Origin of the sequence: Prevotella rectalis (genome assembly GCF_900607215.1) — a bacterium.
Lineage (GTDB): Bacteria > Bacteroidota > Bacteroidia > Bacteroidales > Bacteroidaceae > Prevotella > Prevotella brunnea.
In genome coordinates this window covers 666,546-682,332 of the sequence record NZ_LR027820.1, presented here as the reverse complement: position 1 = coordinate 682,332, position 15,787 = coordinate 666,546, and the positions used below count along the sequence as shown (strand labels likewise).

The 15,787-nt window shown below is 40.7% G+C and carries 12 protein-coding genes, 1 tRNA gene and 1 pseudogene; 1 reads left to right on the top strand and 13 read right to left on the bottom strand.

Annotation, left to right across the window (positions count from 1 at the left end):
- Positions 1 to 1,079: IS4 family transposase (locus tag E0E16_RS03780; RefSeq protein ID WP_130828955.1), on the top strand; the 1,079-nt coding region annotated here is incomplete at its 5' end.
- 87 nt (positions 1,080 to 1,166) lie between these two features.
- Here the strand turns inward: E0E16_RS03780 and E0E16_RS03775 are convergent.
- From E0E16_RS03775 to E0E16_RS03715, 13 genes and pseudogenes are all read right to left on the bottom strand, one after another.
- Positions 1,167 to 1,730: pseudogene (locus E0E16_RS03775) on the bottom strand (ISAon1 family transposase); the annotation flags it as partial.
- Positions 1,696 to 2,082 (bottom strand): ISAon1 family transposase N-terminal region protein, encoded by a 387-nt coding sequence (locus E0E16_RS03770; RefSeq protein WP_130828385.1) that lies wholly within the window; start codon positions 2,080 to 2,082, stop codon positions 1,696 to 1,698. The gene E0E16_RS03770 and the pseudogene E0E16_RS03775, both read right to left, overlap by 35 nt.
- A 362-nt stretch (positions 2,083 to 2,444) precedes the next feature.
- Positions 2,445 to 2,533, bottom strand: a tRNA-Ser gene (locus tag E0E16_RS03765).
- Between the two features lie 44 nt (positions 2,534 to 2,577).
- Complete coding sequence (locus E0E16_RS03760) at positions 2,578 to 3,171, bottom strand: IMPACT family protein (RefSeq protein WP_130828953.1); 594 nt, start codon at positions 3,169 to 3,171, stop codon at positions 2,578 to 2,580.
- 12 nt (positions 3,172 to 3,183) lie between these two features.
- Positions 3,184 to 4,431 (bottom strand): DUF1015 domain-containing protein, encoded by a 1,248-nt coding sequence (locus E0E16_RS03755; RefSeq protein WP_130828951.1) that lies wholly within the window; start codon positions 4,429 to 4,431, stop codon positions 3,184 to 3,186.
- 80 nt (positions 4,432 to 4,511) lie between these two features.
- Positions 4,512 to 5,429, bottom strand: coding sequence for an NAD(P)-dependent oxidoreductase (locus E0E16_RS03750; RefSeq protein ID WP_130828949.1), 918 nt, complete (start codon positions 5,427 to 5,429; stop codon positions 4,512 to 4,514).
- Positions 5,430 to 5,508: 79 nt separating this feature from the next.
- A complete protein-coding gene (gene serC / locus E0E16_RS03745) occupies positions 5,509 to 6,579 on the bottom strand; it encodes a 3-phosphoserine/phosphohydroxythreonine transaminase (protein WP_130828947.1) in 1,071 nt (356 codons plus the stop codon).
- Between the two features lie 203 nt (positions 6,580 to 6,782).
- Positions 6,783 to 8,099, bottom strand: a complete 1,317-nt coding sequence (locus E0E16_RS03740; RefSeq protein ID WP_130828945.1) for a DEAD/DEAH box helicase — start codon at positions 8,097 to 8,099, stop codon at positions 6,783 to 6,785.
- Positions 8,086 to 9,213 (bottom strand): hypothetical protein, encoded by a 1,128-nt coding sequence (locus E0E16_RS03735; protein ID WP_240048169.1) that lies wholly within the window; start codon positions 9,211 to 9,213, stop codon positions 8,086 to 8,088. The genes E0E16_RS03740 and E0E16_RS03735 overlap by 14 nt, the downstream gene beginning before the upstream one ends.
- Positions 9,214 to 9,286: 73 nt before the next feature.
- Positions 9,287 to 10,399: a tetratricopeptide repeat protein gene (locus E0E16_RS03730; RefSeq protein ID WP_130828941.1), complete on the bottom strand. Its 1,113-nt coding sequence runs from the start codon at positions 10,397 to 10,399 to the stop codon at positions 9,287 to 9,289.
- Between the two features lie 68 nt (positions 10,400 to 10,467).
- Positions 10,468 to 11,730 carry a tetratricopeptide repeat protein gene (locus E0E16_RS03725; RefSeq protein ID WP_130828939.1) on the bottom strand — a complete coding sequence of 421 codons (1,263 nt, stop codon included), beginning with the start codon at positions 11,728 to 11,730 and terminating at the stop codon, positions 10,468 to 10,470.
- Between the two features lie 70 nt (positions 11,731 to 11,800).
- Positions 11,801 to 14,413 (bottom strand): DNA gyrase subunit A, encoded by a 2,613-nt coding sequence (gyrA, locus tag E0E16_RS03720; RefSeq protein WP_130828937.1) that lies wholly within the window; start codon positions 14,411 to 14,413, stop codon positions 11,801 to 11,803.
- Between the two features lie 235 nt (positions 14,414 to 14,648).
- Positions 14,649 to 15,602, bottom strand: coding sequence for an IS30 family transposase (locus E0E16_RS03715; protein WP_130828935.1), 954 nt, complete (start codon positions 15,600 to 15,602; stop codon positions 14,649 to 14,651).
- Positions 15,603 to 15,787: the final 185 nt, after the last annotated feature.

The window sequence follows — 15,787 nt, the reverse complement described above, 5'->3', positions numbered from 1 at the left end:
CGATGCTGTATGCAGTCATCATGCGCTTCGACTCCCTGCGCGAGATAGAGGCGGCAATGACGGCTGAGGTGCGCAAGCTTCATCACATAGGCATTGACAGGGTTCCTAAGCGCAGTACCCTGTCAGATGCGAACGCCAGACGCTCGGAGAAATTCTTTGAGGACGTGTATCACGACCTTTACGAGTCCAATAAGGACAGACTTTCTTCGGACAGCCGACGCAATGGTACGGAGGAATGGGTAAAACGTCTGAGAATCATCGATTCCACCACGATAACCCTGTTCTCTAACGTCATCTTCAAGGGCGTGGGCCGTCATCCTAAGACGGGAAAGAAGAAGGGTGGCATAAAAGTGCATTCCGTCATTCATGCAAACGAGGGAGTTCACTGTGACGTGAAGTTCACCTCTGCCGCTACCAACGATTCCTTCATGCTCGCCCCCAGCCATTTCAAGCATGATGAAATCGTTGCCCTGGATCGTGCATATATTAACTATGAAAAGTTTGAGGAACTGACCGAGAGGAACGTTGTCTATGTCACCAAGATGAAGAAAAATCTCAAATACGAGGTGTTGGTAGACTGCATGGATATGAACGAGGATGGGCTGATGGAATATCGTGAGCAGGTGGTGGTGTTCAGGAAGGGCGGTATCAACCATATAGCGCGTATCATCACCTATGTGGATATCAAGAAAGGAAAGATGCCAAAGTTGGTGTCCTTGCTTACCAACGACTTTGACATGTCCATGGAGACTATCGTAGCCATCTACCGCAGGAGGTGGCAGATAGAGACTCTTTTCAAGCAGATAAAACAGAACTTCCCGCTTAGATACTTCTATGGGGAGAGTGCCAACGCCATCAAGATACAGATTTGGGTTACACTCATTGCCAATCTATTACTGTCACTGCTGCAAAGCTCATTGCAGAGGCGGTGGAGTTTCTCAGGGCTGGCTACTATGGTGCGCATTGTACTTATGGAATACCTCAACATGAATAATTTCTTCAACATGCCGGATGCCGACATGAAACTCATGCTTGAAGCAGCGGCTGAATCGCCACCCGAGGTAACAGAAAATGAATAAGGGGGCTTGTCACTAACATGCTGTCATCCGAACTATTGTGTCTCAATGAGTTGGAATGAGGATTTCTATGTTTAGCGGACAGTAATAATCTCCATTAGCGTATCGGTATGGGCTGTATGGTTCATCGCAGAGTTTTGCCTCCTCCATCTCGTCGTTTGCCTGCTGTATTGCATCCCAGCGGTGCTTGATACGCAATTCCTGTACGGCGTCGCATGCTAACTTTTGTACATGGAACCTATCGATTACACGCTTGGCATTGGGAAACGAGCTTCTGACTATTTTGCGCATAGAGTCGGACAGGTCCAGAGTGACTTCCTCAACAGAGGAGCGTTTCTCCTCACCAATCCTATCCAGTACTGCTATGACATCTTCTGACTTTGTACCTGCAACTACTGCCACGAGACTTCTTTCCCGTGTCCTTGCTGCACGGTTGGTCACGAAAGTGTACAGTTCGCCGTTAGACAGTGAAGTTTCATCAATAGCCAAAGAGGATCCGATGTTGTCAGGAAAGAGAAGCCACTCGTCGGCATGTTCTGCCTGGTCCCATTGACGAAAGCCGCTCAGAACTTCCTTGTATTGTTTCTCAAATGTGTGTCCGTCAATATGATAGAAATCCTCAAGCGTAAGGCAGCTCACGGGGGATGTCTCCATACGTTTCTTTTAAAAAAGCTCCAAATTCCTTGGAGTAACGAGTGCCCTGAGCTACCATGTCTAAAGCGATGGGAAGCGTAAAGCTCTTGCCTGTGCGCAAGTCCGTCCATCGTCTGCGACGAATTTTCAATATAACCTTATGGTCTCGGATCGGAAAGTCAGTTATATTAACAGCTTCCATGAACCCTTTGGACTCGAAGTTGGCATCATCCGCCAAAGTCTTGTCCATACGTTCGTCAAGACTAATATGAAACTCTGATCCGACCTCACGGACAGAAACGATAGTAAAAAACTCTAATATTTGAGTGGGCAACACAAGAGCTGCCAAGGTGCGTAACATATTTTCTTCCATGATGCGAAGGTCGGAATTATTAAGATAAATAACAAATTATTCCCCCACTGATTTTCTACTGAGCCCTTTCTTCCTTTACAGGCTTATGAAATTATGTGCATGAGGGGAGAGGGGATGCAACTGGGTTTTACGACTGCCCCGTTTTACGACTGACCCCTAATATTGGATGCTTACGCAATTGGAACTTTTCTAAAGATTTTCTTATCCCGAACTCGCGTAAGGTTATTTGGATGGCGTGTTTTGGAGTGTAATTCTTTCGACAACCCAAAAAGTCGACAAATGGAAAAATAAATGATCCTTCCGAAATATGGAGTGATAAATAGATATTTGCAGAATCCAATGTAAATTTGACAACTAACTTGCGGAAGTAGAGGGATTCAAACCCCCGATACGCAAAAGAGCGTATACCGGATTTCGAGTCCGGCGCATTCGATCACTCTGCCATACTTCCAAAAGTGAAAGCAAAAGTATAAAAATAATTTTGTATTACCAAACTTATTTGAAAGATAATTTTTCCAATCGACTTTTAAGACCCTTAGCTTGCGATTTACGAATGGATAACCTCATTGTGCATGTGTTGTCAAAATGCTGATGAAGAATCCTTGGGTTCATGTCTTTTATTATTTTCATAACATCGTTCATCATGGGATATGTAAATGAGAAATCAATTACTTCCTCAATATAACGTTCTTCAAGCGAGGAATTGAATATAGCGTTTGCAGCTGCGGTTTTGTATGCCGTAATTAAACCTCCGGTACCTAAATTTACACCTCCATAATAGCGTATCACGCAAATAAGGATATTTGTCAGGTCGTATCGTAACAATTGACCATAAATTGGCTTTCCTGCTGTAGATGACGGTTCTCCATCATCGTTCATTCTATATTCTTCTCCTTGAGTCCCTAAACGATAAGCATAGCAGCAATGTCGGGCATCATAGTATTTCTTTTTATATTCCTTGACAATATCCAACGCTTCCTCGGTAGAATTTATATGATGTGCAAAAGCGAGGAACTTACTCCGCTTTTCGGAATAAAATCCCTCGCCAATATTATTTTCTTTAATTGTTTTGTATTTATCGGATTTCAATTAAAGATTCTATCAAGAAAGCTTGTGAATGATTAAGCCTGAACGAAGTTTCGGTTCAAACCATGTTGCCTTCGGCGGCATGATCTTGCCACTGTCCGCAATGTCCATAATTTGTTGCATGCTTACGGGATAAAGAGCAAGTGCAGCTCTCATCTCACCGCTATCAACTCGCTTCTTGAGTTCTTCCAAACCACGAAGTCCACCAACAAAATCGATGCGATCGCTCGAACGGAGATCTTTGATGTTAAGAAGTTCATCAAGAATTAAGCGGCTTGAAATATCTACATCAAGTACGCCGATGGGATCATTGTTATCGTATGTACCTTCTTTAGCTACAAGACAGTACCACTCTCCATCAAGATAGAGCGAGAACTCATGAAGTTTTGTTGGTTTATAAACTGCCGCACCTTTCTTTTCAACGATAAAGTTCTTAGTCAATGCCTTCAAGAATTCTTCAGAAGTCATTCCGTTTAAGTCTTTAACAACTCTGTTGTAATCGAGGATAGTCAGTTCTGATGCTTGGAAGCAAACTGCCATGAAGTAGTTGTACTCTTCATTTCCTGTATGATTGGGGTTAGCTTTTGCTTTTTCACCACCTACGAGACCTGCAGCTGCTGAGCGATGGTGTCCATCTGCAATATAAAGAGATGGCATTTTAGCGAACTCTTCTGTAATGATCTTGATATCTTTATCATCAGATACGACCCAAAGTTGATGACGGAAGCCGTCAATAGGAGCTATGAAATCGTATTCCGGAGTTGTCTTGGAATAACGAGTGGTGAGCTCTTTAAGAATAGGATTATCTGGATAAGCGAAGAACACCGGTTCGATGTTGGCATCATTTACACGAACATGCTTCATGCGGTCTTCTTCTTTGTCGCGACGTGTGAGTTCGTGTTTTTTTATTACACCATCTACATAGTCTTGACATGCAGCACCCACGACAATTCCATATTGGGTATTTCCGTTCATGGTTTGAGCGTAGATATAGTACTGTTCTTTTTCATCTTGAACTAGCCATCCCTTGTCTTGGAACTTCTTGAAATTCTCAGCAGCTTTCTCGTAAACACGAGGATCGTATTCACTTGTCCCTTCCGGGAAGTCGATTTCCGGTTTGATGATATGATAAAGACTCTTTTCGTTGCCTTTTGCTTCTTCGCGAGCTTCTTCTGAGTTTAGTACATCGTATGGGCGGCTCTCCACTTGCTCAACGAATTCTTTTGGAGGGCGGACACCTCTAAATGGTTTTACTTTTGCCATAAATTAAAAAAAGACCACAAACTATTTAAGCTTCTGTCATAAATGCCATTAGAATAAATAGCTTGTGGTTGATTAAAAAATTATTTGTTTACTTGGAATTTTGTGTCACCGTTTGCAAAGAAAGCTTTGATTTGCTTTGCTGCGGCAATACCAGCGTTGATGTTAGCCTCTGCTGTCTGGGCACCCATCTTCTTAGGAGTTGTGAAGTAACGACCTTCGAACTTCGCGAAGTCTGCATCAGCCTCCGGCTTAATATCTGTGATAAACTTGAGGTCTTCACGTTCACCAAGGAGCTTAATAAGTTCCGGCTCATTAATAACTTCCTTACGAGCTGTATTGATGAGAATACCTCCCTTGTGCAACTTGTTTACCAATGCATAGTTGATGCTCTGTTTAGTTTCAGGTGTTGCGGGAATATGCAAAGAAACAATATCGCAGTTTTCAAACAAAGCCTCTTGGCTATCAACTGCCTTAACTCCGGCTTCTTCGATAACGTTCTTCGGGCAGAAAGCATCGTAAGCGTAAACTTCCATACCGAAACCTTTTGCGATGCGAGCCACGTTGCGACCTACGTTACCAAATGCCAAGATACCGAGTTTTTTGCCTTTCAACTCTGAGCCACTCTTGCCGTTGTAGAAATTGCGAACAGCATATACGAGAAGACCCAATACAAGCTCTGCCACGGCATTGGAGTTCTGACCGGGTGTGTTTTCTGCAACGACATTATGTGCTGTGGCTGCAGCGAGGTCAATGTTGTCGTATCCGGCGCCTGCTCTAACTACGATTTTCAGATTCTTGGCAGCATTGAATACATCGGCATCTGCCTTATCTGAACGGATGATAAGAGCGTCAGCGTCTTTTACGGCATCAAGTAACTGTGTTTTTTCTGTATATTTTTCTAATAGTGCAAGTGTATGACCTGCAGCTTCAACTTCTTTTCTGATACCATCAACAGCTGCAGCTGCAAATGGTTTTTCTGTTGCGATTAAAACTTTCATAAATTTTGTTATATTTTTAACGCAAGCACACGGACAATGACTATTATGTCGTGTCCGTGCATTCGCTTAAATTATTTAATTAGTGCTTTGCTTCAAATTCTTTCATGCAATCAACAAGTGCTTGAACACCTTCAACCGTTTGAGCATTGTAGCAGCTTGCTCGGAAGCCACCAACATCACGGTGACCCTTAATTCCAACCATGCCCTTAGAAGTAGCAAAGTCAAGGAACTCTTGCTGAAGTTCAGCATACTCGTCATTAAGAACAAAGCAGATGTTCATGTAAGAGCGATCCTCTTCTACCTGTACAGTGCCACGGAACAACTTGTTGCGGTCGATTTCGCCATACAACAAATCTGCACGCTGCTTAGCTAACTTAGCCATTGCTTCTACGCCACCATGAGTCTTAACCCAACGGAGGTTCTCCAATGCGGTGTAAATAGGAACAACAGGAGGAGTGTTGAACATGGAACCCTTCTTAATGTGAGTACGGTAGTCAAGCATTGTAGGAATATCACGAGAAACCTTGCCTAAAGCGTCATCCTTAATGATTACGAAAGTAACACCGGCCATAGAGAGGTTTTTCTGTGCACCACCATAAATACAATCGTATTTAGAAACGTCAACAGGACGACTCATAAAATCTGAAGACATATCACAAATCATGCGAACGGGTACGTCCAAATCTTTGTGAAGTTCAGTACCATAGATTGTATTGTTGCTTGTTACGTGTAGATAATCAACATCGGTTGGAACTTCAAAATTCTTTGGAAAATAGGTGAAATTCTTGTCTGCGGAAGAAGCTACTTCAACAACTTCACCAAATAATTTAGCTTCCTTGATGGCTTTGGTTGCCCAAACACCCGTTCTTAGATAGGCAGCCTTCTTGTTCAAGAAGTTGTAAGGGATCATACAGAATTCAAGAGAAGCACCACCGCCCAAGAAAAGAACAGAATACCCCTCTGGTACATTCAAAAGTTCCTTGATTAAGGCAACAGCTTCATCAACTACCGGCTGAAAGTCTTTTGCTCTGTGGCTAATTTCTGCCAAAGAAAGACCGCTACCATTGAAATCTAAAATCTGCTTTGCAGTGTTTTCAATTACTTCACGTGGAAGGATGCAAGGACCTGCATTAAAATTATACTTCTTCATAATGACATTAAAAATTTAAGTTTTATATGTTTTTTGATACTATTTTTTCAAAAGGTAATTTATCGTCCTATGTTGTCTGCGAAATTACAGCTAAAATTTGAAATAAGCAAATGTTTTTAGATATTTTTCATAAAATCCTACATTGTTATATTTTGACAAAACTTATACAATTGAGTAAAGGCAACAACATCTTGGAAGTTTTTTCATATTACTTCTTCCACGACGGTATTTAAGCCCTTTATTTTTACCCCTTTAGTAAGTTTAAGAACTATGTTTTTTTTACTTCTCCGCACTGCCACATAAGAAAATCTTGGCATGATGTCAATTTTTCCAATGTCAGTCATTGCTAATCCTCCTACCTTACAGAGAAAGCCCACAATGTCGCCTTTGGAGATTTTATCGTTTTTCCCTTTGCCTATATATATTGTGCACATCAAAGGTAAGGCTGCTTTGGGGAGTTGTGGAGGGATTGGGAAGGTCTCTACATTGGTACCAATATACTCGGGAAGTTCTTCTTCTGGGCTTAAGATGAAAAAAGAAGTTCCTTTTTTGTCCCATCGAGCTGTTCTTCCTATCCTGTGTGTGTAATCTTCTTCATTATCTGGCAAATGATAGTGAATAATATTATCCACGTTCGGAATATCGAGACCGCGTGATCCCAAATTCGTACTTATTAATATATTGGCAGACCCATTGGAAAATTTATACAGAGCACTTTCCCGTTCCTTTTGTTCTAACCCTCCATGGAATGGGGCAATGCCAAAGCTCATTTTCTTTAAAAAATCGGATACCCTTTGCACAGACTCTCTGTAATTTAGAAAAACAATACTGCTTTGTTGCTCCAAGCATAAAAGCAAATGTGCTAAGATGTCGAGTTTGTCCTTTGAGGGAGATAGCACTTGATAAAGTTTTATCCTTGTGGCAACATCTTTTTTATCAATCCTATAATCTAACTTTGAAACTTTAGTGAGATTTACGAAACTTGGAATCTCCTTCGAGTCAGTGGCTGATAGTAGAATTCTTCTTTGTATAAAGGGAAGTTTTTCAAGGAGTTGGTGCATTTCATCCTGAAATCCCATTTCAAGACATTTGTCGAATTCATCGATTACGACCAATTGGATACACGATACATCGAAATTTTTCTTTTCAAGATGATCATTCAGCCTACCGGGAGTTGAAATGATAATATGTGGATTAACATTACGAAGTAATCTATGTTCTTCCATAGTGCTTCTCCCACCATACAATGCCATAGATCTGATTCCTAATTTCATATCATTCACCACATTCATTGATTGTTTTGCAAGCTCTCTATTTGGAACCAAAACAACTACCTGTGGCGCATCTGAGTTTTCATCAATAAGCCGGGAGATAGGAAGGAGATATGCGTATGTTTTCCCCGTGCCGGTTGACGACAACAAGACAATATCGTTCTTAGTATGCAAAATAGCATCCCAAGATTTTTCCTGCATAGGAGTGAATGCTATACCTAATTTTTCTAAAAGCTTATCTTTTTCCATTTCTCAACTCGTCTATCGCATCAAATTCTTTACCCATATTCAAATTAAGATAAATTGTATATAGTGGTGCCAGCCACTTGTCTTTCATTTCTGGTGCCAATTCTTTGTATCTCGTTATGTATGGCAGTGCTTTCTCATACAATTTATCAATCTTAGCTCGTTTCGATTTATGTTGGCGGACTTTATCCATTTCTATGGCTTGATTGAAATATGACAATCCTAAGTTATAATAAGCGTCTGCAAACTTATCATTTTCTGCAATAAGTTGTTCGCAAATTTGAATACATTCATTGTATCTTCCCAAATTTAATAGCGCTGTACTCTTGGTGTAACGGAAAAGCACACTTGATGAATCGGCTTTTAACGCTCGATCAGCAATGATTAATGCAGACTTAAAGTCACCTTTTTCAGAATAGTATTCAAAGAGTCTTGGAAAGAAAAAAGAGAAATTGGGAAATGCGGAAAATCCGTCTTGAAGTGCGCGGAGATAGTTAGTTGTATCTGCATTTATCAAGAAGGCTTCAGCTTCATATTGACGTACAAAATTCAACATGGAGGAATCGCGTTCCGCCAATTTCATGTGGGTCATTATTTTTTTTGCATCTTTTAATTTGTAACCACAAAACATTGACCAATAAGCTGCATGAGGAATGAGAGCATCTTTCTGTAGATATTTATATTTTGCCAAAAGTGGTTGCGTGGCACTATTTATATAGTCAGCGAAATAGTCATATGCTTTTTGATATTCTTTCTTGTGAATTAAATATACTCCGCCATTAAATAAATTAGGTCGTATCGAGTTTAAGAACGCTGCATGATTTTCTCGGTATTTCGGTCTGATACGTCCCTTTGAATCTGGTTTAGCATCTATTGAATCAAAACTTGCCATTGAGCGGAACAGTCGTTTCGTGATGGAAAACAAGGTCGTGGTATCATACTTTTGCTTCAAATACAACTTTTCATTGCCTAATTCATATTGTTTAATTAGCGATTCACACAAAACAGCCCACACTTTCGTATTCGTGCGATTAGCGGAATCTTCCAGCAAAAGTCGCATAGATTTCTCTGCCTTTTCTAAACCTTTTCCGGTCTTTACTTGTTCTTGTGCCAACATGATTTGCTTTTTTTGTGCAAATATAATCAGTGGGAACAAAATAACGGTAAATATGACAATGCTCCGTTTCAAATTATTTCCTGAATTTATTAACCAATGGTTCCAATTCTTCTGTTTTGATTTTATCATCCAGCACGGTATAAACCATATATAGCGGACTAACCCAATCTACCTTATTACGTCGTGGATCCTTAGCTTTAACTCTTTCTAAATATACTTTTGCCTCAGTAAAGATATCCTTAAATTCATTATCTGAAGCCATTTCACCTCTCTTCTTTCTCTCTAATACATCATTTCTCGCTGCAATTCCCTTCATATTTAAACAGACCCCTATGTTGTAAGCTATGGGAATACTATTTTGGTCGAGTTTGTCTGCAGTCTTGTAAGCGTCTATTGCCTCATCCCACCGTTTTGCATGCATAGCTATTTCCCCCTTTAGTATCCAAGGAATGGTAGAGTTGTATTTTTCTTCCAATTGTTTGTCGATAAATTTTTCAATATTAAAATATGGGGTTGAGTTTTGATAAAACTTTATTATCCATGAGAAATAAGTCTCGTTGGTAGGGTCGGTTTCATAAAGTTTGGTCAGAACTGTGAGATATTTTAAGGAGTCTTCTTTCGTAACCATTTGTTGCTGCATGCATTGTGCTTTTATCTCGGCTGCTTCCAAAGCTGTTTCATCATGTTTCATAGAGAGATCGGCATATTCGTCAGCCTCTTCGAGATTATGTGATTTCAGGTTGTAGAACGACAAATAATAAGCAGCAACTCCACTTTCGTCTAAAAGCTGACATATTAATGGGTTGGTTGCGGTAGTCAAATATAATTTGAAAACATTTAAGCCTTCCTGTCGTGTATATGTATTCTTGGTAAGAAATATACCCGCATCAATTAGTTTCGAATGTAAATGAGCAGCTCTTACTGAGTTGTCTTCGGAGAAAACAGGCTTTACCTTTCCTTTTCGGTTAGGCATTCTGTCGTATTTATCACTTTCAAGTGTATAATTATATGCTTCTATCACAGCGCGATAGATTGTAACAGAGTCCCTAATCGATTTATTATTAACGATGTTATAGGCCTTTATTGCTCTCTGATTCATTTCTGCAGCTAACTTTCTATAATCTTGAGCATATAGAAAGCAGATACTTGCTGACAAACATATAAAACAAAAGAGTCGTTTTATCATAAGCAATGATTTAAAATAGTAAAAATCCCTTCTTTGATATTGTTGTATCAAAGAAGGGGAGACAGCCTTTAATTAGTAACTCCGGCATCGTTTGCTGCCGCTTGAGTTTCAGGTGCTTGCGCTCCTTTCACGAAGTAATAGCAGCCATAAAGAGGATATGCCCATGAACTTTTCTTTTCTTTCATGACATCCAATTTCTTGGCCGCTTCCAAATATGAAATAGCTTCGTTATAGACAACATTAAACTGCTGACGAGCAGCAGGTGTTAAAACGCCCTTTACTTGAGCTACGCGATCTTGTGCTTTATAGAAGAGGCATTGACCAATGGAAGCATTAAGAGCTATCCGGGTGTCGTCATCTTTTGCTAATGCTAATGCTTTCTTGAAAGAATTTGCCGCAGCCTCATATTCTTTTTTCTGGCTATCGAACTGACCTCGCATAACAAGTGCTCCGAAACTGTTGGGATTCTTTGCCAACTGCTCATTCACAATCTTATCAGCTTTATCTTGCATTCCCAGAGAACTATAAGTAGAGGTCAGTGTAGTCAATATTGCATCATTGGAAGGATCTTCCGCATAAATGGTTTCGAGTTTTGCAGCATAAGCTAAAGAGTCTTGGCGAGTTTTCAACTGTGCTCCCAACACTGCTAACTTCAATTGTTGTGCTTCTTTTGCACGTTCTGGATTTTTCAACGCATACTCTACATACTTTTCTGCTTTAGCGTAATCTTTGTTCTGATATGCGTAGTAAGTTGCGAAATATGCGATTTCAGTTAAGTTCTGATCTTTTGATTTGTCGAATTTAGCAAACATAGGACAATCTGCTGTTTCTACATATCGAGCCAGATACTTATAGGCTTTGGCATTATCCTTAGCATTCTGATAAAAGATACCGCCGTTGATAAGCTGTGCGCGAAGTGCGTAGAGCTGGTCGACAATAGTTCCAAACTTAGGTTTAATTTTACCTTTCGCATTGGGCATATTGTCATACTTGATTGCTTCACTTCCCGCATCAAAAGCATAGCCAACAGACTCGTAGAGTCCTGCTTCATCCACAGGCTTGTTTCCTTCTTTTCCCATTTGTTTTTGGGTTTCATTTTCAAGTTCAATGGCTTGTTCAGCATTAACTTTCTTCATCGCCAATTCAAAAAGCTTATTGTATGCTTTTGCTTTTTCTGCATTATCAACAAGTTGCGATAAACTTGACTGTAATAATGATGAAGCCGTAGCATAATTATCAGCTTTCAAAATGGCTTTTAGTGGTTCGCTGTCACCGGCAAATGCAGCAGATGTTCCTAATAACATCAAAGCCGCGATCATAAATTTTTTCATAATCTGATATATTTAAATTGTTTTTATTTTTGTTCTGTCATGGATGAAACGTCAATTTACTATTTTTATTTTATTCAAAATCAACGTTTGGTGAGTTATCTTCATCAGAAATTGATGTAGAGTTATTCAGGTTGTCCGACGCCCCTTCAAAATCGCTTTTGATTTCTTCATCGGACTTACTCCATTGCGCTCGACTCTCTTCTTCTATTTGCTCTTCCAATTCGGCACTCATTACTTTACAAACGGAAGCGATTACATCATTTTTCTTCGTGAGGTTAATTAAGCGAACACCTTGGGTTGCTCTACCCATTACCCTGCACTCGGCTACAGCTAAGCGAATTACTATTCCGCTCTTGTTAATGATCATCAAGTCATTATCGTCTGTAACATTCTTAATAGCTACCAGCCTTCCTGTTTTTTCTGTAATATTTAAAGTTTTTACGCCTTTACCACCTCTATTGGTCAGTCGATAGTCTTCTACCATGGAACGCTTTCCGTACCCTTCTTCTGAAACAACCATAACCGTGTCTTTATCCGGATCATTGACAACAATCATTCCAATGACTTCATCTTGACCATCTTCGTCCAATCGCATGCCTCGTACGCCGGTGGATACACGTCCCATAGAGCGTACTGTCTCTTCATTGAAGCGACAAGCCCGACCATTACGATTTGCAATGATAAGTTCGTTTTCGCCGTTAGTAATGCGCACATCAACGACCTCGTCTCCCTCATTGATATTAATGGCAATAACACCATTTGCTCTTGGGCGAGAATAAGCGCGTATTGATGTCTTTTTTACCAGACCTTGTTTTGTGGCAAACACTATAAAATGATTATCCAAGAAAGTCTCATCTTCCAAATCGCTTATTCTTAAAAACGCGTTTACGCTGTCATCCGGGGCAAGTGCCAACATGTTTTGTATAGCGCGACCTTTTGAGTTTCTGTCTCCCTCTGGGATGTCGTAACATTTCATCCAGAAGCAACGTCCTTTTCTAGTAAAGAAAAGCATGGTCTGATGCATGGTTGCGGGATAAATAAACTCAGTGAAGTCTTTGTCGCGAGTCTTGGCTCCCTTGGATCCGACTCCGCCACGTGCTTGTTCTTTGAAATCGGCAAGCGGTGTACGCTTGATGTATCCTAAATGGCTAATAGTGATGACCACAGGATCATTAGGATAGAAATCTTCAGCATTGAATTCGTGCTCATCTGGAATAATCTCGGTACGTCGTTCATCTCCATACTTCTCTTTTACTTCCAACAATTCCTCTTTCATTACCTCCTTGCAACGTTCCGGATTGTTAAGAATTTCTTGCAACTCTTCAATGGTCTTCATCAATTGCTCGAACTCTTCATGTAGTTGTTCCATTCTCAGGCCCGTTAGCTGGGAGAGGCGCATATCTACAATAGCTTTGGATTGTAATTCGTCCAACGCAAATCGTTTCTCCAAGTTGGCTTGGGCTTCTGAGGGAGTTTTGCTTGCACGAATAATGTGTACTACTTCGTCGATATTGTCGCAAGCTATAATCAACCCTTCTAAGATATGGGCACGTTCTTGTGCTTTTTTCAAATCGAAATTTGTACGACGAATTGTAACATCATGTCGGTGTTCAACAAAATACTTGATACATTCTTTCAGACTCAATAGTCTAGGGCGACCTTTCACTAATGCAATGCAGTTTACTGAGAATGAACTCTGTAAAGCCGTCATTTTGAACAGTTTGTTTAAGATCACATTCGCATTGGAATCGCGTTTGACATCTACAACAATACGCATTCCTTGACGTCCAGTTTCATCATTTACGTTGGAAATGCCTTCTAAACGTCCATCTTTCACCAAATCGGCAATATATTCTATGAGCTGTTGTTTGTTTACCCCATAAGGTATTTCCGTTATAACAATTTTATCATGTTGATCATTGCTTTCTATTTCAGCTTTCGCGCGCAACACGATACGTCCTTTACCGGTTTCGTAAGCATCCTTCACCCCCTCAAGTCCATAGATAAAAGCTCCTGTTGGAAAATCGGGTGCCGGAATGTACTTCATTAATTCATCGATGGAAATATCGGGGTTATCTATGCAAGCACAACAGCCATCTATTACCTCGTTGAGGTTGTGGGTTGGCATATTGGTTGCCATTCCTACCGCAATTCCATTGCCTCCGTTTACCAACAAATTAGGAATTTTTGTAGGCATCACTGCAGGCTCTTGTAAGGTATCATCGAAATTATTTACCATATCAACGGTGTCTTTTTCGATATCGTCCATGACATGTTCTCCCATCTTTGCCAAACGACACTCTGTATATCTCATTGCAGCAGGCGAATCACCATCCACCGAACCGAAATTTCCTTGACCATCAACGAGCTTGTAACGCATGTTCCATTCCTGCCCCATACGCACTAAGGCACCGTAAACGGAAGAATCTCCGTGTGGGTGATATTTACCTAAGACTTCACCTACAACGCGGGCGCATTTTTTGTATGGCTGATTACTGAAATTGCCAATCCCACGCATACCGTATAGGATACGGCGGTGTACGGGCTTAAAGCCATCACGAACATCCGGAAGTGCACGCGCTACAATTACCGACATGGAATAGTCGATATACGAGCTTTTCATCTCTTCCTCAATGTTGATTTTTAAGATTCTGTCGTGATCTATTGTCTGATTTTCGTCCATTATTAATTTATAGTAATTGTTGTATCGTTTTTGATTAGCTTGAGTTACCTAAAAATAGGTAGAAATCGCCTATAATGGCGTTTATTTTCGATTTAAGCCGTACGAACGGCTTGAACACGGTGTAAAAGTACAAAAATAAAATGATACTGATGCAGCTTAAAATGAAAATATAAATGATTTTAAGGATTGTTATAAATGAGAAATGTCAGGGCGGATTCCATAAGCAAGTGCAAAATTACACAATTCTTTGTTTAATCATATCTTTTGGCTTTTGAAATTGATTCTTTTTTCTTGGTCTGTTGTTTAATTTCTCTATTATATGTTTTATCATTCCCTTGGATATACCTTTGAAATTGGTCTTCTTAGGTATATATTGCCTGATGAGTCCATTCATGTTTTCAATTGCCCCCTTTTCCCATGAGGAGTATGGATGCGCAAAATAAACAGTTGTACCCAGTTTTCTTGCTATAATCTCATGTGCTGCAAACTCACTTCCGTTGTCCGTGGTAATAGTCCTGACTGGCAATTGGGACTCTCTAAGCAGCCGCACCACGGCATGCGCCAAAGGTACGGCCTGTTTTCCCGTTTCAAGTTTCTCCATGAGCATATAACAGCTCTTCCTGTCCACCAGCGTTACGATGGCACCTTTTCCATTCTTTCCCACGATGGTGTCCATTTCCCAATCGCCTATGGAACGACCGTCTGCCTCGACGGGTCGTTCGTCAATCGAAACTCTGTTAGATATCAGTGCGCTGCCCGACATATTAGATGTCCTGCCCTTGTGCCCGCCATGGCGAAGGTGTTTCCGGATATTATCCTTATGGTGCGGGGAACTGGCTGCTATCCAATTATAGATAGTAGACTTGGAGACCTTCATGCCTTCCTCTCTCCTAAGCCAGCCGGAAACTTCCTCGGGGGACCATTGCTCATGGCGGATAAGTTCAAACACACGGCTGCGGACATAAGGCTTGACAGAACGGTTGCCAGGGTTGTTCGACTTGCGACGGCGAGCTCTGAGTATTGCCAAATGACAGCTGTAGATACCCTTCTCATTTGAATTACGATTAATTTCGCGAGAGACGGTACTTACAGACACGCCAATTGTCTCGGCTATAAAACTAAGTGAGAATTTCTTTTGGAGTAACACACTTATTGTGTATCTTTGCTCCGAGGTTAATTGTTTATACATTGCAATACAAAATTAGTTAATCTCAGGGAGAGGGACGAAAGTCTTTCTCTTTTTTTGTATTGCTTAAGTTATCCGTCAATGCTCTTTGGGGGCTTCGCGCCCCCAGCCGCAAGGCAAACCTCCGCGGTGTTTTTCATAGTTATTGCACCCACAGAGATTTTGCACTTCTATTTGGAATTAGCAGT

What these genes read in the sequence shown, in the direction of transcription:
- E0E16_RS03770 (WP_130828385.1), bottom strand. Translation starts at nt 2,082, where the DNA reads ATGGAAGAAAATATGTTACGCACCTTGGCAGCTCTTGTGTTGCCCACT.
- E0E16_RS03755 (WP_130828951.1), bottom strand. Translation starts at nt 4,431, where the DNA reads ATGGCAAAAGTAAAACCATTTAGAGGTGTCCGCCCTCCAAAAGAATTC.
- E0E16_RS03750 (WP_130828949.1), bottom strand. Translation starts at nt 5,429, where the DNA reads ATGAAAGTTTTAATCGCAACAGAAAAACCATTTGCAGCTGCAGCTGTT.
- serC (WP_130828947.1), bottom strand. Translation starts at nt 6,579, where the DNA reads ATGAAGAAGTATAATTTTAATGCAGGTCCTTGCATCCTTCCACGTGAA.
- E0E16_RS03740 (WP_130828945.1), bottom strand. Translation starts at nt 8,099, where the DNA reads ATGGAAAAAGATAAGCTTTTAGAAAAATTAGGTATAGCATTCACTCCT.
- E0E16_RS03735 (WP_240048169.1), bottom strand. Translation starts at nt 9,213, where the DNA reads ATGTTGGCACAAGAACAAGTAAAGACCGGAAAAGGTTTAGAAAAGGCA.
- E0E16_RS03730 (WP_130828941.1), bottom strand. Translation starts at nt 10,399, where the DNA reads ATGATAAAACGACTCTTTTGTTTTATATGTTTGTCAGCAAGTATCTGC.
- E0E16_RS03725 (WP_130828939.1), bottom strand. Translation starts at nt 11,730, where the DNA reads ATGAAAAAATTTATGATCGCGGCTTTGATGTTATTAGGAACATCTGCT.
- gyrA (WP_130828937.1), bottom strand. Translation starts at nt 14,413, where the DNA reads ATGGACGAAAATCAGACAATAGATCACGACAGAATCTTAAAAATCAAC.
- E0E16_RS03715 (WP_130828935.1), bottom strand. Translation starts at nt 15,602, where the DNA reads ATGTATAAACAATTAACCTCGGAGCAAAGATACACAATAAGTGTGTTA.